The following is a 20,767-nucleotide window of genomic DNA, read 5'->3' as shown; positions in this document are numbered from 1 at the left end:
GAACAGGAGCCCCAAACCCCCGCAGCAACCCCTTGGCCTGGTACTCATGTATGTTCATCGGCGTGTCCCCGAGGCCTGAGCGGCGTTCCGCCGCCCGATGGCGGCGAGGCGCCGGCCCGCGGGCGCTCGGCCCCCGGTCGGCGCGTGGTGAAAAAGATGCGGTCCAGAGCGTTGGCGGCGGAAGCCAGAACGGCGTGGATCACAAGCAGCAGCGCCGTGAGGACGGCCCCCACGATGATCGGCGTGAGGACGTCTTCCGCGAGCCCGTAGCCGGGCTGGCGAGGGCCGACCGCCCCGAAGAGCGTTCCGAACCCCCAGAACGTCCCGAACGCGGCCCCCGCGAGCGCCGTCGCCCAGTCTACGATCCGCCGCAGCGGACCCCGCCCGGGAGCGGGCCCGTCCGGCCAGTCCCGAAGCGCGTCGGCCACGTCGGACAGATCGACGTCGTCCATCGCGGCTCCCGTCGGCGCTGTCCGGCTGCATGACGTCCGCTCCTGGTCCGATCCGCCGCCCGTTCGGGCCGGCTTACTTGCCGAGGTTGGGCGCGATGCCCTTGCACACGTCGATCAGGCCCTTCACGGCGCCGACCGACTTGTCGAAGCCGGCCTTCTCGTCGCCGGCGAGCTCGATCTCGATGATCCGCTCGACGCCGGCCGCGCCGATCACGACCGGCACGCCGACATAGATGCCGTCGACGCCGTACTGGCCGGTGAGGTAGGCGGCGCAGGGGAGAACCCGCTTCTTGTCCTTGAGGTAGCTCTCCGCCATCGCGATCGCGGAGGCTGCCGGCGCGTAGAAGGCCGAGCCGGTCTTGAGCAGGCCGACGATCTCGGCGCCGCCGTCGCGGGTGCGCTGCACGATCTGGTCGAGGCGCTCCTGCGTCGTCCAGCCGAGCTTGACGAGGTCCGGCAGCGGAATGCCGGCGACAGTGGAGTAGCGGGTCAGCGGCACCATGGTGTCGCCGTGGCCGCCGAGCACGAAGGCGGTGACGTCCTCGACCGAGACCTTGAACTCGTCGGCGAGGAAGTAGCGGAACCGCGACGAGTCCAGCACGCCGGCCATGCCGACGACCTTCTCCGGCTTCAGGCCCGACGATTGCTGCAGCGCCCACACCATGGCGTCGAGCGGGTTGGTGATGCAGATGACGAAGGCGTCGGGCGCGTACTGGGCGATGCCGGCGCCGACCTGCTCCATCACCTTGAGATTGACGCCGATGAGGTCATCGCGGCTCATGCCGGGCTTGCGCGGCACGCCGGCGGTCACGATCACCACGTCGGCGCCGGCGATGCCCTCGTAGGACGAAACGCCCTTGAGCACGCTGTCGAAGCCGTCGACCGGCGAGCTTTCCGCGATGTCGAGCGCCTTGCCCTGCGGCACGCCGTCGACGATGTCGAACAGCACCACGTCGCCCAGCTCCTTGAGCCCCACGAGGTGGGCGAGCGTTCCGCCGATCTGGCCGGCCCCGACGAGTGCGATCTTGCTGCGCGCCATGGTGTTCAAGTTCCTCGTTGATCAGACGGACAGGCCGGAGGGGCGAGACATATTGACGCCGGGCGGCGGGGCCCCTCGACTAGCCCGATTGAAAGGTCCGTTCAAGTGATAGAAGGCGTAAATTGTTGCAATGCGGCGTTCCGCTGGCACATAGCGGACGCCTCACGTTTCGACCAGCCCGGACGCTGATCCGGACGCCGCGCTGTCGGGCCGGCCATGGGGGCGCGACAGCCACTCGTCCGAGCCCATTTCGGCGAGGCGGGAGGCGGTGCGGGCGAAGCCGAACGTCTCGTAACCGTCGGTTCCTCGCCAAAGCTCGTCCGGCGGCGCCTCGGCCGAAGCCACCAGCTTGACGTTGTGCTCATACAGCGCGTCGACCAGCGTCATGAAGCGGCGCGCCTCGTTGCGCCGCGTCTCGTCGAGGGTCGGGACGTCGTCGAGCACGAGAGTGTGATGACGCCGCGCCAGCGCGATGTAGTCGGCGGCGCCGAGCGGCTTGCCGCAGAGGTCCGCGAAGCTCGCCCGGGCGACGCCGTTCGCGGCGCCCGCGAGCGCGACCGAGCGGCCCTGCACCTCGAAGCTGGCCGGCGCGCCGGGGCCGCCGGCGAGCGCCTCGAAGGCGCGGTCGAGCTCCGCGCGGGCGGCCTCGTCCGCCGGCGTCAGCCACACCCCGCCATGGCCGAGCTTCTCGCGCCGGAAGTCGGTGCGGGACGCGAGCTTCACCACCTCCATACGCCTCTTCACAAGCGCGATGAACGGCGTGAACAGCGAGCGGTTGAGACCGTCCTTGTAGAGGTCGTCCGGCGGCACGTTCGAGGTCGCGACCACCACTACGCCAGCCTCGAACAGCCGCTCGAACAGGCGCGCGAGGATCATGGCGTCGGCGATGTCGGTGACGTGGAACTCGTCGAAGCACAGCAGCGACGCCTCGGATGCGATCGCTTCGCCGACGACCGGGATCACGTCGCCGGACGGCCCCTTGCCGGTCTTCGCGCGCTGGCGCGCCTGATGGATGCGCGCATGCACGTCGATCATGAAGTCGTGGAAATGCGCGCGCCGCTTCCTCGCGACCGGAACGGCCTCGAAGAACATGTCCATCAGCCGCGTCTTGCCGCGGCCGACCTCGCCCCAGACATAGAGACCGCGCGGCGGCTCCGCGGCGCGTTTGGCGAACAGCCAGCCCAGCGCTCCGGATTTGCTGCGGCTGCGGTCGCGCAGATTCTGGTCGAGCGCGTTGAGCCGCGCGATCACCTGCTCCTGCGCCGGATCGCGCTCCAGCGCGCCGGAGCGCACCGCCGCCTCGTAGCGTTGAACGGTCGTCTCGGTCATCAGGCGGCCCGGCGCCTCCATCCGGAGGCTTTCCGCCGCCCCGACCGCGGTCGATTAGCAGACCGTTCCGTCCCCGTCATGCGTACGAACGTGGAGCAGACCTTCGTCGATCACAGGCCTCGCCGGAACGCTGGCCCTCCCGGCGCGTTCGGTTCGGGTCACGTTCCGCCCGAAGGAGCCGCGCCATGCGCATGTCCGTTCTGGTCCTCGCCGCGGCGCTCGCCGGCGTAACCGCCACCGTCGCCGACGCGCACGACCGGCGCGCGCGCGACCGGGACGGCTGGCGCGAACGCGCGACGGCCACGGAACGGCGGCCGTCCGTCGAGCGCCGGGTCCCTCGCGCCGAGCCACAGGACGACACGCCATGGGGCCCGATCCATCCGAGCCAGGACGACGTCCGCCAGTCGATGTACGACTTCGCCACCGGCGGCAAAGGCAACATCAAGGAATACTGGTGGCGCTACTGACGCGCGCGTCGATCGGCCGAAGCGCGGCGCTCCGTCGGGGTGACGTCAAAACCCTGTCCATAGCCTCCGAGAGCCTCTAGGCTTACGGCATGCGGATCGTGCGGCTTCTGTTCATCGCCTTGTGCGCAGGCGTTCTGGGGTTGTGCCCCGCGGCGTCGCTGCGCCCCGCTCACGCGGCCGCCGGCTATTCCGCGCATGCGTCCCACGCCGCGCCTTCGCATGACGGGCATTCCGGCGCCCATCCGATCGAGCGCGCCGTCTGCGCCGCGATCTGCGCCACGCTGCCGACGGCCTTCGCCGCCACGCTGCGCCCCCTGTCCCACGGACCGGCCGCAAGCTTCCTCCCCGTCTCCGGAGCGCCGGAGAGCCACGCCCCCGAAACATCGATCCCGCCTCCCCGAACGGCCTGATGGTTCGGCGCCTCGAGCGCCCCCACCCTTCAACCGATCGATGGAGAACCAATCCCATGACACGTTTCAGGATCGCGCTGCCGTGCGCCTTGGCGCTCGCCGCGGCGGCGCCCGCGCTTGCGGGACAGCACGATATGTCGGGCCATCACGGCCATGGAGACGCCGGCGCCGCGAGCAGCCCGGCCTCCGACGCCCTGCGCGACGCGAACGAGCGGATGCACAAGGCGATGAACCTTCCGCTCAGCGGCGACGCCGACGCGGACTTCCTGCGCGCCATGATCCCCCATCACGAAGGCGCGCTGGAGATGGCGCGCATCGAGCTGAAGCATGGCCGGAACGCCGCGGCGCGCGACCTCGCCGAGCGCATCGTCGCCGCGCAGGAGCGCGAGATCGCGGAGATGAAGGCGCTGCTCGCGAAGATCGAGGGCGCGGCGCCGAAGTGAGCGCCGTTCGCTGAACGCCGGGGGCGCGCGTCCTGCCCGGACGCGCGCCTCTAACGGAACGCCTCGTCAACCGGCGGCCTGAGCCCGGTGACGAGCGCGTTGGTCTTGTTCGCGAGCGCGATCACGGCGAACAGCTCCGCGAGCCCGGCGTCGTCGAGGCCCTTGGCGCGGGCGGCGGCCGAATGCGAGCGGATGCAGTATTCGCAGCCGTTCGTGACTGAGACGGCGATGTAGACCAGCTCCTTCACGAGCGGATCGAGCGCGCCCTCGCCCATCACCGCCTTGACCTCGGCCCATGTGCGCTCGAGGCCGTCGGGATCGTTCGCGAGCGCACGCCAGAAATTGTTGACGCGGTCGGTCTTCCGCACCGCGCGGATGTCGTCGAACACCGCCTGCGCCCGGGGGTCGGCTTCGGCGTCGGACACGAGCGGCAGCAGCGGGCGGGCATCGGTCATGGCGGTCTTATCCTGAGCGGTGATCGGCGCGATGCTGGCCCGCGTAAGCCGAGGGCGCAATGGCGGCGCGCGGAAAGCGCTATCATCGGGCGCGAGGCGTCCGGCGCGGCGCGATCCGGAGACCAAACGCCATGTCCCTGACCCTGTGGTGCGTGCTGATCGCGGGCCTCATGCCGGCCCTGACCGTCGGCCTCGCCAAATGGAGCGACCGGAGCTTCGACAACGCTAACCCGCGCGGCTGGGCGGACGACGCCACGGGCTGGCGCCGGCGCGCCATCGCCGCGCAGCAGAACGGCTTCGAGGCGTTTCCGTTCTTCGCCGCCGCAGGCCTCGTCGCCACGACGCAAGGCGCGGACGCGATGACAGCGGACCTGCTGGCCGTCGCCTTCATCGCGTCCCGGATCGCCTATGTGGCCTGCTACCTCGCGAACCAGCCGACCCTGCGGTCAGGCGTCTGGAGCGCAGGGCTGCTCGCGACGCTCGCGCTGTTCACGTCGCCGGCCTGGAGCTGAGCTATTCGGCGACGAGCGTGACGCCGATCTCCGACGCCTTGGCGTGGATGTCCGCCTGCGAACGCCGGAGCCGCAGCGCGATCACGCTCGCCGGCACCTTCTCGCGCGCGAGCGCCTGCAGGTCCTGCACGTTCTCGACCGTCCACGGACGGTCCTGGTCGACCACGTCGTTCATCGCAACCTCCCTGACACGCGTTGATCGTTCGATCGACGTGGGTCGGCGAAGGACGCCTTTCGAGCGCTAGGCACGCCTAAAATTCAGGCGGACTCCACAATGTCCGATGGCGCCGTTCGGCGTATCCAGAACGGAACCGCGACCCCTGCGATATAGAGCACGAGGAAAAACGTTGCGGCGTTACGGAGGGGCGCGGCCCAGAATGCGCGCGACTCCCGCAAGGGCAATTCTTCGCCCGCAAGGCGCGCCCGGGCGCGTTCAACGTCACTCGCTGGCGTCCGGATCTCGATCCCGCCCATCGCTGGAAGCATATGCCAGTCAAACGAGGCGAACGCGCCGCCGACGACCGTGACGGGGATGCCCTCGGCCTCGAGCGCCGACCGCGTGACCGCGGCGGCGGGGTATCCGTAACAGACGGCCACAGTGACCAGCGCGTCGGAAGCCATACCCGCCCCGAACCGGCCTCAGAACTGGCGCGCGACCATCATGCCCTTGATCTCGGCGATCGCCTTGGCCGGGTTCAGCCCCTTCGGGCAGGCCTTGGCGCAGTTCATGATGGTGTGGCAGCGGTAGAGCTTGAACGGGTCTTCGAGGTCATCCAGCCGTTCGCCGGTCGCCTCGTCGCGGCTGTCGATCAGCCAGCGATAGGCCTGCAGCAGCGCGGCGGGCCCAAGATAGCGGTCGCCGTTCCACCAGTAGCTCGGGCACGAGGTCGAGCAGCAGGCGCAGAGGATGCACTCGTAGAGCCCGTCGAGCTTCTCGCGGTCCTCGCGGGACTGCTTCCACTCGGTCCCCGGCGCGCGGGTGTCGGTCTTGAGCCAGGGCTCCACCGAGGCGTGCTGGGCGTAGAACTGGGTGAGGTCCGGGACGAGATCCTTCACCACCGGCATGTGCGGCAGCGGATAGATCTTCACGGTCCCGCCCGACGCGCACTCGTCCATGCCCTTGGTGCAGGCGAGCGTGTTGGTGCCGTCGATGTTCATGGCGCAGGAGCCGCAGATGCCCTCGCGGCAGGAGCGGCGGAAGGTCAGCGTCGAGTCGATCTTCGACTTGATGTAGATCAGCCCGTCCAGGACCATCGGGCCGCAGTCGTCGCGATCGACATAGAAGGTGTCGACCCGCGGATTCTGCCCATCGTCCGGGTTCCAGCGGTAGACCTTGAACTCGGTGACCGATTTCGCCCCGACCGGCTTCGGCCAGGACTTGCCGCCGACGATGCGGGAGTTCTTGGGGAGGCTGAGCTGGACCATGGCGTTTCCTACGCCTCGATCAGATCGAGGCGCTTTTCGATGCGCTGAAGGCGGGCGTCAAACCGATCAAGACGGTGATCGAGCCGCACGATGTCGGAGCGCAGACCCGACATCTGCTCCTCAAGAGATGAGACGCGCGCCGTGAGATCGTTCAGCCGCTCGTCGATCCTATCGACCTTCCCGTCGATCTGACGGAGATAGCGCAGGATCAGGCTGTCGGGTTCCTCGCCCATCAATACACCCGCGCCTTGGGCTCGATGTACTGGATGTCGTTGGTCATCGTGTAGGTATGGACCGGGCGGTAGTCGATGGTCACGGTCCGCGCGGCGTCGTCCGCCCAGGACAGCGTGTGCTTCATCCATTCCTTGTCGTCGCGGTCGGGGAAATCCTCGCGGGCGTGGGCGCCGCGGCTCTCCTTGCGGTTGACCGCGCTGTCCATGGTGACGACGGCCTGGGCGATCAGGTTGTCGAACTCGAGCGTCTCGATCAGGTCCGAGTTCCAGACCAGCGAGCGGTCCGACACGCGCACGTCCTCGGCGCCGGCCCAGACCTTGTGGATCAGGCCCTTGCCCTCCTCCAGCACCTCGCCGGTTCGGAATACGGCGCAGTTCGACTGCATCACCTTCTGCATGTCGAGCCGAAGCTCCGCGGTCGGCGTGCCGCCGGAGGCGTGGCGCAGGCGGTCGAGCCGCGAGATCGCGAGGTCGGAGGCGCCCTTCGGCAGCTCGCGGTGCGGCGCGTTCGGCTCCATGGTCTCGGCGCAGCGCACCGCGGCCGCGCGGCCGAACACCACGAGGTCGATCAGAGAGTTCGAGCCGAGCCGGTTCGCGCCGTGCACCGAGACGCAGGCCGCCTCGCCCAGCGCCATCAGCCCGCGCACCACGGTGTCCGGATCGCCGTCCTTCTTGGTCAGCACCTCGCCGTGAAAATTCGTGGGGATGCCGCCCATGTTGTAATGCACGGTCGGCAGCACCGGGATCGGCTCCTTGGTCAGGTCGACGCCCGCGAAGATCTTCGCGCTCTCGGAGATGCCGGGCAGGCGCTCGTGCAGCACCTTCGGATCCAGATGATCGAGGTGCAGGTAGATGTGATCCTTGTTCTTGCCGACGCCGCGGCCCTCGCGGATCTCGACCGTCATGGAGCGGGAGACCACGTCGCGGGAGGCGAGGTCCTTCGCGGAGGGCGCGTAGCGCTCCATGAAGCGCTCGCCCTCGGAATTGGTGAGGTAGCCGCCCTCGCCGCGCGCGCCCTCGGTGATCAGGCAGCCCGCGCCATAGATGCCGGTCGGGTGGAACTGCACGAACTCCATGTCCTGCAGCGGCAGGCCGGCGCGCAGCACCATGGCGTTGCCGTCGCCGGTGCAGGTGTGGGCGGAGGTCGCGGAGAAATAGGCCCGGCCGTAGCCGCCGGTGGCCAGGATGGTCTTGTGGCCGCGGAAGCGGTGCAGCGTGCCGTCGTCCATCTTGAGCGCGACCACGCCGATGCAGGCGCCGTCCTCGTCCATCATCAGGTCGATGGCGAAATACTCGATGAAGAACTCGGCCTTGGCCTTCAGCGCCGCGCCGTAGAGCGTGTGCAGGATGGCGTGGCCGGTGCGGTCGGCCGCCGCGCAGGTGCGCTGGGCGGTGCCCTTGCCGTAATGGGTCGTCATGCCGCCGAAGGGGCGCTGGTAAATCTTGCCTTCCTCCGTGCGGGAGAACGGCACGCCCCAATGCTCGAGCTCGTAGACCGCGGCGGGCGCGTTGCGCACGAGGTACTCGATCGCGTCCTGGTCGCCGAGCCAGTCGGAGCCCTTGACGGTGTCGTACATGTGGAAGCGCCAGTCGTCCTCGCCCATGTTGCCGAGCGATGCGGAGATGCCGCCCTGGGCCGCGACCGTGTGGCTGCGGGTCGGGAACACCTTGGTGACGCAGGCGGTCTTGAGGCCGGCCTCCGAGCAGCCGACCACGGCGCGCAGGCCGGCGCCGCCCGCGCCCACCACCACCACGTCGAAGGTGTGGTCGACGAAGGCATAGGCGCGGCCGTTGACGCCGGGGGCCGATCCGCTGGACTTCGCTCCGTCGGCCATGGCCTCAGACTCCGAAACTGATCTTCAGCAGCGCGAACACGGCGGCGAGGCCGATCGCGATGGCGAAGAAGGTGTTGGCCATCAGCGCGAGCAGCTTGGGCAGCTCGGCGTGGACGTAGTCCTCGATGATGACCTGCATGCCGATACGCATGTGGACGACGGCCGAGATCACGAACAGCAGCATCAGGATCGCGATCACCGGATTCGAAAGCGTCGCGGTGACCGCGGCGTGGCTGTCGCCGGCGAGCGAGACCAGCACGCTTACGAACACGATCGACAGCAGAAGGTTCGACACGGCGGTGAGGCGCTGCAGCCAGAAATGGCCGGTGCCGGAGCGCGCGGCGCCAAGTCCGCGCACCTGGCCGAGGGGGGTTCTCATCGGAGTCATCTCCCTCAGGCCGCCACGACGTAGCCGACGATCCAGATCAGGACGGTGAGCGCGATCGATCCGACGAGGCCCGCCTTCACCAGCAGCTCGCGCGAGGCGTGGTCGAAGCCGCGGCCGACGTCCCAGATGAAATGCCGGACGCCGCCGAGAGCGTGATGGATCAGCGCCCAAGTATAGCCGAACAGAACGAGCTGTCCGAGGAAGGAGCCGTAGATCGCCTGCACGTTGGCGAAGGCGGAGGGCCCCGAGGCCGCGGCGACCAGCCAGATCACCAGCAGCACCGTGCCGAAATAGAGCGCGGCGCCGGTGATGCGATGCACGATCGACATCATCATCGACAGCATCGGGCGGTAGATCTGGAGGTGCGGAGAGAGCGGCCGGGCCGCATCCGCCTTCGGTGGCGCCATCGGTTTCTTTTGACCTCTTCGAATGTCGCTCGGATGGGTTATCCGATGGTGCGCTGCAGCGCAATGTCGCGATCAGGGCTTGATCGCCTTCTTTCGTCATAGCGCGCATGCGCCGTCGGGCGACCACCCCTGACGACCTAAACGCGACGCGTGGTCGCAGACCGTTATGGCTCGATCATTGCTTCCGTTCACATCTGCGCGATTCCGACCCTTAAAGGCGCCCGGTCTGCGTACGGCTGCGTACCGAAGACGCAGGAGAAGACGCGCCGCCAAGGCGAAATTATGCGACAAAACGTCTCTACGCGTTTCCCCGCCTGTCGCGGCCGCAGCCTCGGGGAGCATTGTGCGCGCGGAGCGACGCGGCGAGCGGCGGCGCTTCGCGGTCGCAAAACTGAAGGGATCCGGCATGTCGGTGACGCATCTTGCCTCGTCTGGCCGAAGGCGCGCGCCTCGGCTGGCGGGCGACGCCCGACGGGCCCAGATCATCGGCGCGGCCTGCACCTTTTTCGCCGACAACGGCTTCGGCGGCCCGACCCGCGACCTCGCCGCCTCGATCGGCGTCACGCAGGCGCTGCTCTACCGCTACTTCGACAGCAAGACCGACCTGATCGAGGCGGTGTTCGCGGAGGTCTTCCGCGATCACTGGAGCGACGGCGCGACCGACATCTTCGCGGCCTCCGCAGGCCGCCCGATGGTGGACCGCCTGACGGACCTCTACGAGGCGATGCTCGCGAAGGTCTCGGGCGTGTCGACCCGCCTGTTCTTCCGCGCGGGCCTCGACTCCTACCCCGATCCGATCACGCGTAGCGCCGAGCGGAGCTGGCCGCTCTGGCTCGCCCTGCTCGCGCAGTGGCGCCGCGAGGAAGGGCTGCCGGAGCTTGACGAGCTTCCGATGATGGAGGGCGAGCGCGCGATGGTGCTTTCGTTCCACAACGCCATGACCATGGTGCGGGTGCGCGAACATGTGTTCCACGCGCAGCGCGTCATGAGCGACGGCGAGGAAGCGCGCCAGATCGCCGAGATCTACGACGTCGGGGCGCGCACGCTGCTGCGCGCGCTGCATGGCGGATCGATCGACGGCCCCCGCGTCAAGCCGGCGGGGCCGGTCGCCGCCGCGGCGGCCTGACGCCGGCGGAGCTTCAGACGGCGCTCCGCCGCGGCTCGGCCGGAGGATGCTCGGCGCCCGCCGCGCCTGACGCGAGCGTCTCCCCGATCGCGGCGGCCGGCACGTCCGGCTTCAGCATCCGCGCCGCCTTCGGCATGGTCTCGTAGATGATCGGCGTGTTCTCGCGGGTGAGCTCGCCGTCGGTCGCAAGCCAGACCCGCCGGCGCAGCGACTTCTCGATCTTCACGTGCCGGGCGCGAAACGACTCCACCAGCGGGTTCGACCGCCAGCCGCCCGCCACCACGTCGACGCCGAGGCGCAGGCGCTCGCGGACCGTGCCGGCGTGGGCGACGATCACCTCGAGCTCGCCGCCGTCGAGCCGCGGCCGGCGCCAGGCGCCGTCGCCGAGGGCGTTGTTGGTCACGAGCACCGCCGTCGCCTCGACGGTGATCGGCGCGCCGTCGATGACGAGCTGGTAGCGCGAGCGTCCCGAGCGGAAGAAGGCGCGCAGCGCCGCGAGCGAGAAGGCCGCGTAGCGCCCGAGCCCCTTGAAGCCCCGCGTCGCCTCGCGGGCGCGCGCCATCTGGGCGAAGAAGCCAAGCCCCGAAATCGAATGGAACGGCCGGCCGTTGACCGAGGCCAGGTCGATCTCCGCCGGCTTCGCGCGGGCGAGCGCCGCGATCGCGTCGTCCATCTCCTGCGGCACGCCAAGGTCGCGCGCCAGCAGGTTCATGGTGCCGAGCGGCAGAACGCCAAAGGTCTTCCCCGACGACAGCAGCCTTCCGAGCGAGCGCGACAGCGAGCCGTCGCCGCCGCCGACGATGATCTCGTCATGCGAATCGCCGCGGCCGATCTCGTCGAGCGCGGCGCCCAGGTCGCGCGGCGGAACCATGCGCACGTCGACGTCCTTGCCGGCGGATGAGAACGCCTGCCGCACGCGCTCGGCCGGCGACAGCGATCCGGACGAGGCGGCGAGGTCCTTGAGCGTGCCCGCTCGCGGGTTCAGCAGAACGAGGCAGCGCGCCATGGGGGCTCCGTCGGGTCCGGCGCGGTCCAGCCCGCGGCCGACCGGCATATAGCGTCCTCGGCCGCGGACGACACGGCCCGGGACGCGGGCGGCGCTCAGGCGCTCCAGCCCATCGCGGCGAAGGTGGCCGCCATGTGCGGCGGCGGCGGCGCTTCGGCGACCACCGGAGGATGGCCCTCGCGCATCGGGACCGAGACGGAACGCGCATGGAGGTGGAGCCGGGCCCCGGCCGGACCGCCGGCGCCGTAGATCGGGTCGCCCAGCAGCGGCATGCCGACATGGGCGGCGTGGGCGCGGATCTGGTGGGTGCGGCCGGTGAGCGGAGTGAACTCCACGAAGGCGAGCCCCGCCGCCCGCGCCAGCACCCGCCACTCCGTCGCCGAGGGCAGGCCCTTCGGGTCGACCGCCATCCACCAGCCGCGCTCGGGGTCGCGCTTGGCGAGCGGGGCGTCGATCCGGCCGGCGTCCGCCTCCGGCGCGCCGCGCGTCACCGCCCAGTAGGTCTTGCCCACGCGCCCGTTCGAGAACAGCTTGCCGAGCCGCGCCAGCGCCTTGCGGTGGCGGCCGAGCACGAGGCAGCCGCTGGTGTCCTTGTCGAGGCGATGGGCCAGCGCCGGGTCGCGCGGCAGCCCGAAGCGCAGGGCGCCGAACATCTGCTCGAGATTGACGCCGCCCTTGGGACCGGCGTGGACGGGCAGGCCGGCGGGCTTGTCGACGATCAGAATCAGGCCGTCCCGGTGCAGCACGCGGGCGGCGAGATCGTCGGCGTCGAACGGTACGTTTTCGCGCATTTTCAGGATGAGGTGAATGGCTCGGTATGGGCGGGGCAGGCGCCCGCACTATGTCGCGTTCATGAAGCTTGTCGCCACCGTTTTCGAGGTCGAACCGGAGAACGTCGCCGCGTTCCGCGCGGCCGTCTTCACCGGCGCCCGCGAGATGGAGCGGCGGGATCCGGCCTGCCGCGGCGTCGCCATCGCCGAGGACCCGGAGGCGCCCGGCTTCTTCCTGACGTCGGCGCTCTACGCCGACGCGGCGGCGGCCGAGGGCCGGGACGACAGCGCCGCCGCCCGCGCCTTCGAGGAGGCGGTCCGCCCCTATATCAAGCTCCGGCGCGTGCGCCTGTTCGATCTCGGCTGATACGGCACGCCAGAACCGGGGATCTCGTGACGCTACTCGTCGGTGACATCGGAGGAACGAACGGTCGCTTCGGCCTCGTCTCGGGCGACGACCTGCGGCCGGACGCCGTGGCCTCGCTCGCCAACGCCGACCACGACTCGTTCGAGGACGAGGTCGCGACCTATCTCGACGGGCTCGACAGCCGGCCCGACCACGCGGCGTTCGCGCTCGCCGGCCCCGTCGCCGGTCGCTCCATGCGCCTGACAAACCTCGACTGGACCATCGACGCCGACGCGATCGAGCGCCGTTTCGGCTTCGCGCGGGTCACGCTGCTGAACGACTTCGTCGCGCAGGCGGCGGCGCTGCCGCACTACCGCGCCGACGAGCTGCTCCCGATCGGCGCGGCGCAGGCCTCCGCCGAGGGCAACAAGGTCGCGCTCGGGCCCGGCACAGGGCTCGGCGTCGCCGGGCTGCTGCGGACCGGCGGCGGCTGGACGCCCGTGCCGAGCGAAGGCGGGCACATCGAACTCGCCGCCATCGACGAGCGGGAGGCCGCCGTCCTCGCCCTGCTGCGGCGCGGCTTCGGCCGGGTGTCCGCCGAGCGCGCGCTGTCCGGGCCCGGCATCGTGCGCCTCCATGCGGCGCTCAGCCAGATCGACGGGCGCGTCGAGGCGCTCGAGGAGGCGTCCGACGTCGCCGCCCGCGCGCAGGACGGCGACGCGTTGGCGATCGAGGCGATCGAAACCTTCCTGAGGCTGTTCGCCCGTTTCGCCGGCGACATGGCGCTCACCTTCAGCGCGCAGGGCGGCGCGTACATCTGCGGCGGCGTCGTGCCGAAGCTGCGCCATCTGATCGACGACGCCGCGTTCCGCGCCGCCTTCGAGGCCAAGCGGCCGCACGAGGGGCTGATGCGGCGGACCGCGACGCTGATCGTCGTCTCCGAGATCTCCGGACTTCTCGGCTGCGCCGCCCTCGCCGCCGGAGCAGACGTCCCGGACCGGGACGCCGTGCCGGCCTGACACGCCGGCCGCCTCAGATCGGGGCACAGCGAAGTAATCCTTCGAGCAAATTCTTCGATCCTTAACTAGTATACGCGCGATTTCAGGTCGGATTACGGATTTGAGTCTTATTTTATGGAAGATGCGACAAGTCAGGCGTAATTTGTCGCTGCATCGATGAAGGACAACGCCCGCGCATGGGGCGTGCCGGCCTCGATCGTGTCATCGCTTCGGTCACGCCATTCCCGGCCGGAGCGATCGAGCGAGGCGGCGCCGCCACCCTGCGGCGTCGCCTCGCCACGGCCGCCCCTGTTCGCGCCGGCCACGAAATATTAAGCTTGTTTGCGGAGTTTCGGAGACGCGGGACCGAAGATCGTCCGACCGTCGGCGTCGGTCCGGCGACGCGCCTCCCGCCGGAATGAGGCATGACGCATCGAGCGGAGCGGGCGGATCATGGGTGACGAGGCGATGGACAGGAGGACGAGCGGCGCACCGGCCGGCGCCGCGGTCTGGCCCTACGCCTTCGCCGTCCTGCTCGCCCATCTGCGGCGCGCGCTGTGGGTCGTCGTCGCGCTGGTCCTGCTCGGCGTCCTCATCGGCGTCGCGGTGAAGGCGACGCTGCCGAAGCGCTACGCCGCCACCGCGCAGCTTCTGATCGACCCCCGCGCCCTGCAGGTGTTCCCCAACGAGATGGTCAACAACCAGCTCGACGCGAACGCTGCGATCAATTTCGTCGAAAGCCAGATGCAGATGCTGACGTCGGAGCGCGTGCTCGCGCGTCTCGTCCGCGACGAAGGGCTCGACAAGGAGCCCGGCTTCGCGGCCGACGGCGAGCCCTCCGACGCCGGCCTGCGCGGGCCGCTCGGCCCGGACGCTCCGCTGGTCGACAGCGCCACGCTGACCGCGCTGCGCAAGGCGCTGACCGTCAAGCGCGGCGAACGCAGCTATCTCGTCGACGTCACCGCCACGGCCAGCTCGCCCGACCTCGCCACCCGGATCGCGAACGGGACCGTGAAGGCCTTCATGGCCGAGGACGCCGAGAGCCGGGCCGATTCCGGACGCCGCCTCACCAAGGAGCTGACCGGCCGGCTCGAGACGCTGCGCGCGCGCCTCGGCGCCTCCGAAGCCAAGGCCGAAGCGTTCCGGCGCGACAACGGCCTGACCGCCTCCGGCGACAAGCTCGTCATCGAGCAGCGGCTCGAGGAGGCGGTGACCGAGGCCGGCGCCGCGCAGGCCCGCCTCGCCCGCGCCGAATCCCGCGCCCAGCAGCTCGACCGCGCCAACCGCGATCTCGGCTCGCTCGGCTCGCTGACCGCGACCGAGGACATGCGCACGGTCTCCTATCTGATCGAGCGCTTAAGCGCCGCGCGCGAGAACATGGCCGAGCTCAACCTCAACCTTGGGCCGCGCCACCCGGCGCTCACCAGCGCCCGCAGCCGCGTCGACGAGATCGAGCGCCGCATCCGCGCCGAGCTCGACCGCATCAGGCAGGCGGCGCAAGCCGATCTCGTGCGCGCGCGGGGTGAGCAGGAGGACGTCACGAAGCGCGTCGCGAGCCTGACCGCCGACCTCGGCAAGGCGCGGCAGGCGCAGATCGAGCTCGGCGCGCTCGAACAGGAGGTCAAGGCCAACCGCGACCTGCTCACCTCGTTCGAGACCCGTTCGCGCGAGGCCGACGAATTCGGCCGCATCTCCGCTATCAACCTGCGCGTCGCGTCCGGGGCGGTGCCCGCCCGCGCCGGCTCGCAGATCGTGGCTACGGCGGCCTGGGCCATCCTCGGCGGCGCGCTCGGACTGCTGCTCGCGCTCGGCGGCGTGGCGCTGTGGGCGATGATCTCGGTCGGGCGGGTCGCGAAGCGGCGCGGCGGCGCGGCGACCCCGCCCGCCGCGGCGTCGGGACCGGCGCAGGCGCCGGCGAACCCGGTGCGCGCCGCGGCCGCCGCCGCCAAGGCCGGAGCGAACCCGCCCGGACGGGGCGGCCGGGACCTGTTGCAGGCCGGGTGACCCGCGCGCAGTCCACCGCCGGCCCCGCGGCGCGGGTCTTCGGCTGGATCGGCTGGGCTGGCGCGGACGCTGTCGGCCGCATCCTGCTGCTCACCGTCAGCACCGCCGTGCTGTCCCGCCTCGCGAGCCCCCGCGAGTTCGGCGTCACCGCGCTCGTGCTGACCGTCGTCGCGGTGATGTCGGTGTTCGTCGGCGCCCCGTTCGAGGAGGCGCTGGCGCAGCGGCGCGGCCTGCGCCGCGGCCATCTCGAGGCGGCGCTCGCCGCCTCATGGGCCGCCGGCCTCGCCCTGCTCGCCCTGACGATCCCCGGCGGCTACGCGCTCGGCGCGTTCTACGACGCGCCGGAGATCGGGCTGCTGCTGCCGATCGCCTCGCTCGCGATGTTCTTCAGCGGCCACACCGACATCGCGACGGCGCTCGCCCGACGGCGGCGGCGCTTCAACGACGTCGCCTACGCCAATCTCGTGGGCCATGCCATCGGCGTCGGCGTCGCGCTTGTGGTCGCGTTCCTGGGGCACCCGGCCTGGGCGCTGATCGGCGTGCGGCTGTTCGTGATGATCGCGCGCGCGATCCTGCTGCAGGCGCGGCTCGGCGCGCTGATCCGTCCGCGCTGGTCGGGCGCGCGGCTGCGCGAGCTCGGCCGCTTCGCCGGCTTCTCCTTCCTGGAGCGGCTCGCGGACAACCTCACCTATCTCGCCTTCAACAACGTCGTCGGCGCGGTCTACGGCGTCACCACGCTCGGCTACGTCAACATGGCGATGCGGCTGATCGAGCCGATCCGCGGCGCGGTGATCGCGACCGCCCACAACCTCGCCTTCTCCTTCTTCGCCGCCGCCAACGCCGACCGCGCCAGCCTGACCGCGACCGCTGAGACGGTGGCGGCGCGCGCGGCCTACGTCATCACGCCGATCTTCGTCGGGCTCGCGGCGGTGGCGCCCGCGCTGCTGCCCGCCGTCGCCGGCCCCGGCTGGGACCAGGCCGCGGAGATCGCGGTGTTCCTCGCGCTCGGCGGCGCGCTCGCGGTGCCGGCGCGGCTGGTGTTCACCGCGCTGTCGGCGAGCGCGCGGCCGGAGTTCGGCCTCGCCTCCAGCGTGCTCGGCTTCGTCGCGACCGTCGTCACGCTCATCGGCGCGATCGCGCTGGGGCCGCTCGCGGTGGGTCTCGCGCGCCTCGTCGGCGACGGCGTGCAGGCGGCTATCGCGATCGGCCTGCCGACGCGGCTGCTCGGGTGGTCGCGCACGGCGCGGCTCAAGGCGTTTCTGCCGCCCTGGGCGCTTGCCGGCCTCATGGGGCTCGCGGTCGGCGCCGCGACCGCGGCGCTGCGGCCGTTCGGCGACGTGACGGCGCTCGTGGTGGCGACGCCCGCCGGCGTCGCCATCTATGTAGCGCTGCTCGCCCTGTTCGCCCGTCCGACGCTGCATGCGCTCGCGGGCGGCGTGCTGAAGCGCAAGTCGGGAAGGACCGGGACATGAGCGAACACGGCGTCGCGCTCGTCACAGGCGCGGGCGGCTTCATCGGCTCAGGCGTCGCGGCGCGGCTGGCCGACGCCGGCTATCAGGTGCGCGCCGGTCTGCGCAGCTCTGCGCTGCCGGAGACGCTGCGCCGGCGGGAGCGCCTCGTCGCCACCCCTTGCGACCTCGACCAGCCCGGCGACCTCCGCGCCGCGGTCGACGGCGCCGACGTCGTCGTGCACGCGGCCTACGGTCCGGACGCCGAGATGGAGAAGCAGTGCCGGCGCCTGCTCGCCGCGATGGCGGAGGCCGGCTGCGGCGCGCTGGTCCACTTCTCCTCGATCGCCGTCTATGGCGAGCGCGAAGGCGTGATCGTCGAGAGCGACGGGCCGGTCGGATCGCCCGGCGGCTACGGCGAAGCTAAGATCGCCTGCGAGGCCGCGATCGCGTCCTGGGCCGGCGAACGGCCCGCCGAGCGGCGCGCGCTGCTGCTGCGCCCGGGCGCCGTTTACGGCCGCGGCAGCCGGTTCTGGATCGACAAGATCCGCGCGCGCCTCGAGGCCGGCGCGCTGGGCGACCTCGGTCCGGCCGGCGACGGCGTCGCGCCGCTGATCCATGTGGACGACGTCGCCGAGATGACCTTCGCCGCCGTCCGCCGGCTCACCGACGTCGCGCCGTTCGAGGGCGTCGCCGCACTCAATCTCGTCGGCCCCGAGACCCCGAGCTGGAACCGCTACTTTGCGGGCCTCGCCGCCGCAGCCGGCCTGCCCGAGCCCCGAAGCGTCGGCGCCGTCGAACGCGGACTGCGCGCGGCCCTGCTCCGCCCCGCCCAGATCGGACGACGTCTCGGCCTGCCGGGGCTCGCCGGCCTCGCGCTTTCGCCGGCGCCAGGCGAGCGGGCGCTGTTCGCCCGCCGCGCCGCCTTCTCAACCGAGGCGGCCGAACGGGTACTGCTGACCTCGGCGGTGATCGGCCTCAAGGATGGTCTCGCGCGCAGCGTGTGAGACCAGCGTCCGTCATGCCCGCGGGCTCAAACGTGACCGCAGCGATTGATGGCTCAGCCGAAGGCGAAGCGGCGGGCCGAGCGGGGCGGCAGCTCGATCCGCCAGCCGCCGTCGGCGCGCCCCGGCAGCCGCTCGACCGGGCCGACGGCGTGGCCGGCGTCGAAGCCCAGTCCGCCAAGCGCGGCCCGCTCGCCCCCGGCGAAGGCGATGTCGACCACGGTCGGCGTCTCGGCCTTGTTGATCAGCACGATCCGCACCGGACCGCCCTCCCCTGACCGTGCGGCGTAGGCGGCGAGCCCCGGACCGGCGCCCTCAAGCCCGAGCGCTGCGTCGCCGAAAGCGCCGCCCGCGCCGTCCGTCGCCCGGTACAGGCGGTAGGCCTCGCCGAGCGCGCCCGAGAGCGCGCCCCAGTGGCTCGCGCACCAGACCCCGCCGGCCCCGAGCCGCCCGAGCGCGTCGGCGAGCGCGAGCCCTGCGGCGGGCAGGACGCCGGCGCCGTAGTTGAACTCGGTGACGGCGACGCGCACGCCCGGAAACCAGCGCGCGACGATCCGCTCCAGGCTCGGCAGCAGCGGCAGCGTCACCGCCGCGTCCTCAGCGTCGTCGGCCCCGAGGACGTCCGTCACCCAGCTGCGCTCGCGAAAGCCCGGCTCCGACAGCGAGCGCGGCGCGTCGAGCAGCGCGTGGCCGAGCGCCGGGTCCTTGGCGTGCAGCAGGTCGCCGGCGCGGGAATAGGGATACCAGTGCACGTCGAGCGCATCGAGCAGGCGGACGCCCGCCTCTTCCGACGCGCGGCGGAAGGCGTCGAGATAGGCCGCGAGGAAGCTGCCGTAGCGGCGGAAGGCGCTCCAGTCCGGCGCGTCCTGGAAGGTCGCGAACTCGGTCGCGCCCCAGCTCGCCGGACCGAACACCTGCGCCTTCGGATCGAGCGCCTTCACCGCTTTCGCCGCGGCGATCGAGCGCTCGATCAGCGCGGCGACCGTCGGCTTGGAGCGCACGACCCGCGGATGGGTCTCCGGCCACAGGCCGGGCTCGTTGTCGAGGGAATAGCCGAAAATTCCGTCGGCGGAACCGGCGTCGCCATAGCGCTCCAGCAGCTTCGCCAGCAGATGGGGAACGTCGCAGACGGCAGGGTCGATCGGGGCGCCGGCCGGGGTCCGGCCGTCCCAGCGCACCGGCTTGAAGCGGCGCGACAGCGCGGCGTCAGCTGGCGCGACGTCGCCGTCGGCGTCGGCCGCCACGTAGCCCGCAAGCGGCAGCGTCACGAGGCTTTTCGCGCCCATGGCGAGCGAGGCGCGGTGCATGACGTCGATGACCGAAAACGGCTCGGAGCGGCGGTCGCCCTCCATGCGCAGGGCGTCCGGCAGGAACAGCAGGTTGGCGTGCCGCCAATCCTTGCCCGCGTTCGAGGCGTTGGTGGCCCAGTCGTAGGTCGTCATGAGGTTGCCGCCAAGGCGGCGGAAGGCGACGCCGGCCGCCCGGTCGAGATCGGCCGAGAGCGCGCCGCCCTCCATCGCGCCGATCTCGTTGGAGCCGTAGACGAGCGGGCTGATCGCCCGGCCGGCGAGATCGTCGCGCACACGCAACGTCGCCCGCGACGCCGACCGGGCGACGGCCGGGCGGCCTGCGAGCGCGGCGGCCAACCCGCCGGCGAGCGTCGCGCGGCGGGTCGGTTCCGTCACGACACGAGGCCCGGTCCGTAGAGCGAAGGCCGGAAACGCTCCGCCCACAGCACCTTGCCGAGCCCGCCATAGGCCGCGGCGAGCGCCTTCTGCGAACGCTCGCGGTCGATCGGCGCGAACGCGGCGGCCGCAGCGCCGGCGGCGAGGCATTGCGCTACGCCCGCCGCCATCCAGAACGCGATCCGCCCCCATTGCGGCGGCGAGACCATGTGGTGGGTGAAGGTGCGGACCTGACCGCTCAGGAACTTGCGCTTGCGCACATAAGCCCAGGTTAGCCGCCGTTCCGGCGTCCACTCGATCACCGTCGCGCCGGCCGCCCAGCCGAGCCGGCGCCCCGCGAGCGTGAGCCGCTTCAGCAGCAGGCTGTCCTCGCCGCCGCTCTCGTTCAGGCGCGGATCGAACGGCGGATCGTCGGACAGGCAGCGCGCGCGGTCGAACATGGAGTTGTTGGTGCCGAGATAGGCGGCGATCGCGGTCACGTCGTCGGCGTCGGGCCGCTCGATCCGGCGCGAGAAATAGGGCTCGAACGGCCCCATCGACGCTCCGTCCTCGGCGCGGCCCTCCACGGGGCCGAAGGTGGCGTCGGCTCCGCTCGCCCGCGCGGCCGCGACATGGGCGGCGACCCACCCGACCGACGCCTCCTGATCGTCGTCGAGGAACGCGACCCAGCGCCCCGCCGCGGCGGCGACGCCGGCGTTGCGGGCGTTGGCGACGCCCGGCCGCGGGGCGGCGAGATAACGCACCGGCCGGTCGGCCGGCCCCGCCAGGCCCGAGACCACGGCGGCCGCGTTGCCGTCGGCCGAGTTGTCGACCACGAGCACCTCGAGGCCCACGTCCGCGCCCTGCTGCGCCAGCGCGCTCGCGACCGCGCGCCTCAGCGGCTCCGGCCGGTTCAGGGTCGGGATCACGATCGAGACGAGGTCCACGGGCGACGGCTCCAAGCGAATTCCCACACCGGACGAGGCCGCTTAATTTGACATTAAAA

25 protein-coding genes are annotated in these 20,767 nt (G+C 71.3%); 10 read left to right on the top strand and 15 right to left on the bottom strand.

What is annotated here, in order from left to right; all coding sequences use genetic code 11:
• Positions 1-44: 44 nt before the first annotated feature.
• The 3 genes from ACFSCV_RS17790 to zapE all read right to left on the bottom strand — a co-directional run bounded on the left by ACFSCV_RS17790 (position 45) and on the right by zapE (position 2,820).
• Positions 45-452, bottom strand: a complete 408-nt coding sequence (locus ACFSCV_RS17790; RefSeq protein ID WP_378800920.1) for a hypothetical protein — start codon at positions 450-452, stop codon at positions 45-47.
• 73 nt (positions 453-525) lie between these two features.
• The gene (mdh, locus tag ACFSCV_RS17785) at positions 526-1,491 is read right to left on the bottom strand and encodes a malate dehydrogenase (RefSeq protein ID WP_378800919.1); all 966 of its coding nucleotides are present in this window, start codon (positions 1,489-1,491) and stop codon (positions 526-528) included.
• 162 nt (positions 1,492-1,653) lie between these two features.
• On the bottom strand, positions 1,654-2,820 hold the full coding sequence (gene zapE / locus ACFSCV_RS17780; RefSeq protein ID WP_378800918.1) for a cell division protein ZapE: 1,167 nt from the start codon (positions 2,818-2,820) through the stop codon (positions 1,654-1,656).
• Positions 2,821-3,005: 185 nt separating this feature from the next.
• Here zapE and ACFSCV_RS17775 point away from each other — a divergent pair, with 185 nt between their 5' ends.
• The 3 genes from ACFSCV_RS17775 to copM all read left to right on the top strand — a co-directional run bounded on the left by ACFSCV_RS17775 (position 3,006) and on the right by copM (position 4,140).
• Positions 3,006-3,287, top strand: a complete 282-nt coding sequence (locus ACFSCV_RS17775) for a hypothetical protein (RefSeq protein WP_378800917.1) — start codon at positions 3,006-3,008, stop codon at positions 3,285-3,287.
• Between the two features lie 89 nt (positions 3,288-3,376).
• Positions 3,377-3,697 (top strand): hypothetical protein, encoded by a 321-nt coding sequence (locus ACFSCV_RS17770; RefSeq protein ID WP_378800916.1) that lies wholly within the window; start codon positions 3,377-3,379, stop codon positions 3,695-3,697.
• Positions 3,698-3,753: 56 nt separating this feature from the next.
• Positions 3,754-4,140 (top strand): CopM family metallochaperone, encoded by a 387-nt coding sequence (gene copM / locus ACFSCV_RS17765; RefSeq protein WP_378800915.1) that lies wholly within the window; start codon positions 3,754-3,756, stop codon positions 4,138-4,140.
• Between the two features lie 50 nt (positions 4,141-4,190).
• Here the strand turns inward: copM and ACFSCV_RS17760 are convergent, their stop codons facing one another.
• Positions 4,191-4,595 carry a carboxymuconolactone decarboxylase family protein gene (locus ACFSCV_RS17760; protein WP_378800914.1) on the bottom strand — a complete coding sequence of 135 codons (405 nt, stop codon included), beginning with the start codon at positions 4,593-4,595 and terminating at the stop codon, positions 4,191-4,193.
• A 131-nt stretch (positions 4,596-4,726) separates the two neighbouring features.
• On the opposite strand from ACFSCV_RS17760, the gene ACFSCV_RS17755 reads away from it, so the two are divergent.
• Complete coding sequence (locus tag ACFSCV_RS17755) at positions 4,727-5,107, top strand: MAPEG family protein (RefSeq protein WP_378800913.1); 381 nt, start codon at positions 4,727-4,729, stop codon at positions 5,105-5,107.
• A 1-nt stretch (position 5,108) separates the two neighbouring features.
• Here the strand turns inward: ACFSCV_RS17755 and ACFSCV_RS17750 are convergent, their stop codons facing one another.
• The 7 genes from ACFSCV_RS17750 to sdhC all read right to left on the bottom strand — a co-directional run bounded on the left by ACFSCV_RS17750 (position 5,109) and on the right by sdhC (position 9,395).
• Positions 5,109-5,282, bottom strand: coding sequence for a hypothetical protein (locus ACFSCV_RS17750; RefSeq protein ID WP_378800912.1), 174 nt, complete (start codon positions 5,280-5,282; stop codon positions 5,109-5,111).
• Positions 5,283-5,365: 83 nt separating this feature from the next.
• Entirely contained in the window at positions 5,366-5,728 is a 363-nt protein-coding gene (locus ACFSCV_RS17745) for a hypothetical protein (RefSeq protein WP_378800911.1), read from the bottom strand.
• 18 nt (positions 5,729-5,746) lie between these two features.
• The gene (locus ACFSCV_RS17740) at positions 5,747-6,532 is read right to left on the bottom strand and encodes a succinate dehydrogenase iron-sulfur subunit (protein ID WP_378800910.1); all 786 of its coding nucleotides are present in this window, start codon (positions 6,530-6,532) and stop codon (positions 5,747-5,749) included.
• Between the two features lie 8 nt (positions 6,533-6,540).
• Positions 6,541-6,765: a hypothetical protein gene (locus ACFSCV_RS17735; RefSeq protein ID WP_271202369.1), complete on the bottom strand. Its 225-nt coding sequence runs from the start codon at positions 6,763-6,765 to the stop codon at positions 6,541-6,543.
• Entirely contained in the window at positions 6,765-8,600 is a 1,836-nt protein-coding gene (gene sdhA, locus ACFSCV_RS17730) for a succinate dehydrogenase flavoprotein subunit (RefSeq protein WP_378800909.1), read from the bottom strand. Before sdhA ends, ACFSCV_RS17735 begins: the two co-directional genes overlap by 1 nt.
• A gap of 4 nt (positions 8,601-8,604) precedes the next feature.
• Positions 8,605-8,979, bottom strand: coding sequence for a succinate dehydrogenase, hydrophobic membrane anchor protein (gene sdhD / locus ACFSCV_RS17725; protein WP_378800908.1), 375 nt, complete (start codon positions 8,977-8,979; stop codon positions 8,605-8,607).
• A 14-nt stretch (positions 8,980-8,993) separates the two neighbouring features.
• Complete coding sequence (gene sdhC / locus ACFSCV_RS17720; protein ID WP_378800907.1) at positions 8,994-9,395, bottom strand: succinate dehydrogenase, cytochrome b556 subunit; 402 nt, start codon at positions 9,393-9,395, stop codon at positions 8,994-8,996.
• Between the two features lie 412 nt (positions 9,396-9,807).
• Here sdhC and ACFSCV_RS17715 point away from each other — a divergent pair, with 412 nt between their 5' ends.
• Complete coding sequence (locus ACFSCV_RS17715) at positions 9,808-10,521, top strand: TetR/AcrR family transcriptional regulator (protein WP_378800906.1); 714 nt, start codon at positions 9,808-9,810, stop codon at positions 10,519-10,521.
• Positions 10,522-10,534: 13 nt separating this feature from the next.
• On the opposite strand, the gene ACFSCV_RS17710 is transcribed toward ACFSCV_RS17715, so the two are convergent.
• Both ACFSCV_RS17710 and ACFSCV_RS17705 read right to left on the bottom strand, forming a co-directional pair.
• Entirely contained in the window at positions 10,535-11,527 is a 993-nt protein-coding gene (locus tag ACFSCV_RS17710; RefSeq protein ID WP_378800905.1) for a diacylglycerol/lipid kinase family protein, read from the bottom strand.
• A 95-nt stretch (positions 11,528-11,622) separates the two neighbouring features.
• Positions 11,623-12,318 carry an RluA family pseudouridine synthase gene (locus tag ACFSCV_RS17705; RefSeq protein ID WP_378800904.1) on the bottom strand — a complete coding sequence of 232 codons (696 nt, stop codon included), beginning with the start codon at positions 12,316-12,318 and terminating at the stop codon, positions 11,623-11,625.
• 61 nt (positions 12,319-12,379) lie between these two features.
• Here ACFSCV_RS17705 and ACFSCV_RS17700 point away from each other — a divergent pair, with 61 nt between their 5' ends.
• From ACFSCV_RS17700 to ACFSCV_RS17680, 5 genes are all read left to right on the top strand, one after another.
• Positions 12,380-12,664, top strand: coding sequence for an antibiotic biosynthesis monooxygenase (locus ACFSCV_RS17700; RefSeq protein ID WP_378800903.1), 285 nt, complete (start codon positions 12,380-12,382; stop codon positions 12,662-12,664).
• Between the two features lie 26 nt (positions 12,665-12,690).
• Positions 12,691-13,662 (top strand): glucokinase, encoded by a 972-nt coding sequence (gene glk, locus ACFSCV_RS17695; RefSeq protein ID WP_378800902.1) that lies wholly within the window; start codon positions 12,691-12,693, stop codon positions 13,660-13,662.
• Positions 13,663-14,094: 432 nt separating this feature from the next.
• Positions 14,095-15,645, top strand: a complete 1,551-nt coding sequence (locus ACFSCV_RS17690) for a GumC family protein (RefSeq protein ID WP_378800901.1) — start codon at positions 14,095-14,097, stop codon at positions 15,643-15,645.
• Positions 15,642-17,117, top strand: coding sequence for an oligosaccharide flippase family protein (locus ACFSCV_RS17685; RefSeq protein ID WP_378800900.1), 1,476 nt, complete (start codon positions 15,642-15,644; stop codon positions 17,115-17,117). Before ACFSCV_RS17690 ends, ACFSCV_RS17685 begins: the two co-directional genes overlap by 4 nt.
• Positions 17,114-18,100 carry an NAD-dependent epimerase/dehydratase family protein gene (locus tag ACFSCV_RS17680; protein WP_378800899.1) on the top strand — a complete coding sequence of 329 codons (987 nt, stop codon included), beginning with the start codon at positions 17,114-17,116 and terminating at the stop codon, positions 18,098-18,100. The genes ACFSCV_RS17685 and ACFSCV_RS17680 overlap by 4 nt, the downstream gene beginning before the upstream one ends.
• 53 nt (positions 18,101-18,153) lie before the next feature.
• On the opposite strand, the gene ACFSCV_RS17675 is transcribed toward ACFSCV_RS17680, so the two are convergent.
• Together ACFSCV_RS17675 and ACFSCV_RS17670 are read right to left on the bottom strand one after the other, a co-directional pair.
• Positions 18,154-19,782 (bottom strand): glycoside hydrolase family 44 protein, encoded by a 1,629-nt coding sequence (locus ACFSCV_RS17675; protein ID WP_378800898.1) that lies wholly within the window; start codon positions 19,780-19,782, stop codon positions 18,154-18,156.
• On the bottom strand, positions 19,779-20,708 hold the full coding sequence (locus tag ACFSCV_RS17670) for a glycosyltransferase family 2 protein (RefSeq protein ID WP_378800897.1): 930 nt from the start codon (positions 20,706-20,708) through the stop codon (positions 19,779-19,781). Before ACFSCV_RS17670 ends, ACFSCV_RS17675 begins: the two co-directional genes overlap by 4 nt.
• Between the last annotated feature and the right edge of the window lie 59 nt (positions 20,709-20,767).

Origin of the sequence: Methylopila henanensis (assembly GCF_042681025.1) — a bacterium.
In the GTDB taxonomy this organism is placed as follows: Bacteria; Pseudomonadota; Alphaproteobacteria; order Rhizobiales; family Methylopilaceae; genus Methylopila; species Methylopila henanensis.
The sequence above is the reverse complement of the archived record's forward strand: the minus strand, read 5'-3'. Positions and strand labels throughout refer to the sequence as shown.

Excerpts from the sequence above, each read along its gene's own strand:
- ACFSCV_RS17680 (WP_378800899.1), top strand. The coding sequence starts at position 17,114 with ATGAGCGAACACGGCGTCGCGCTCGTCACAGGCGCGGGCGGCTTCATC.
- ACFSCV_RS17735 (WP_271202369.1), bottom strand. The coding sequence starts at position 6,765 with ATGGGCGAGGAACCCGACAGCCTGATCCTGCGCTATCTCCGTCAGATC.
- ACFSCV_RS17760 (WP_378800914.1), bottom strand. The coding sequence starts at position 4,595 with ATGACCGATGCCCGCCCGCTGCTGCCGCTCGTGTCCGACGCCGAAGCC.
- ACFSCV_RS17755 (WP_378800913.1), top strand. The coding sequence starts at position 4,727 with ATGTCCCTGACCCTGTGGTGCGTGCTGATCGCGGGCCTCATGCCGGCC.
- ACFSCV_RS17775 (WP_378800917.1), top strand. The coding sequence starts at position 3,006 with ATGCGCATGTCCGTTCTGGTCCTCGCCGCGGCGCTCGCCGGCGTAACC.
- ACFSCV_RS17705 (WP_378800904.1), bottom strand. The coding sequence starts at position 12,318 with ATGCGCGAAAACGTACCGTTCGACGCCGACGATCTCGCCGCCCGCGTG.
- sdhD (WP_378800908.1), bottom strand. The coding sequence starts at position 8,979 with ATGAGAACCCCCCTCGGCCAGGTGCGCGGACTTGGCGCCGCGCGCTCC.
- mdh (WP_378800919.1), bottom strand. The coding sequence starts at position 1,491 with ATGGCGCGCAGCAAGATCGCACTCGTCGGGGCCGGCCAGATCGGCGGA.
- ACFSCV_RS17700 (WP_378800903.1), top strand. The coding sequence starts at position 12,380 with ATGAAGCTTGTCGCCACCGTTTTCGAGGTCGAACCGGAGAACGTCGCC.
- ACFSCV_RS17710 (WP_378800905.1), bottom strand. The coding sequence starts at position 11,527 with ATGGCGCGCTGCCTCGTTCTGCTGAACCCGCGAGCGGGCACGCTCAAG.
- sdhA (WP_378800909.1), bottom strand. The coding sequence starts at position 8,600 with ATGGCCGACGGAGCGAAGTCCAGCGGATCGGCCCCCGGCGTCAACGGC.
- ACFSCV_RS17790 (WP_378800920.1), bottom strand. The coding sequence starts at position 452 with ATGGACGACGTCGATCTGTCCGACGTGGCCGACGCGCTTCGGGACTGG.
- zapE (WP_378800918.1), bottom strand. The coding sequence starts at position 2,820 with ATGACCGAGACGACCGTTCAACGCTACGAGGCGGCGGTGCGCTCCGGC.
- ACFSCV_RS17770 (WP_378800916.1), top strand. The coding sequence starts at position 3,377 with ATGCGGATCGTGCGGCTTCTGTTCATCGCCTTGTGCGCAGGCGTTCTG.
- ACFSCV_RS17740 (WP_378800910.1), bottom strand. The coding sequence starts at position 6,532 with ATGGTCCAGCTCAGCCTCCCCAAGAACTCCCGCATCGTCGGCGGCAAG.
- ACFSCV_RS17750 (WP_378800912.1), bottom strand. The coding sequence starts at position 5,282 with ATGAACGACGTGGTCGACCAGGACCGTCCGTGGACGGTCGAGAACGTG.
- sdhC (WP_378800907.1), bottom strand. The coding sequence starts at position 9,395 with ATGGCGCCACCGAAGGCGGATGCGGCCCGGCCGCTCTCTCCGCACCTC.
- copM (WP_378800915.1), top strand. The coding sequence starts at position 3,754 with ATGACACGTTTCAGGATCGCGCTGCCGTGCGCCTTGGCGCTCGCCGCG.
- ACFSCV_RS17690 (WP_378800901.1), top strand. The coding sequence starts at position 14,095 with ATGGGTGACGAGGCGATGGACAGGAGGACGAGCGGCGCACCGGCCGGC.
- ACFSCV_RS17745 (WP_378800911.1), bottom strand. The coding sequence starts at position 5,728 with ATGGCTTCCGACGCGCTGGTCACTGTGGCCGTCTGTTACGGATACCCC.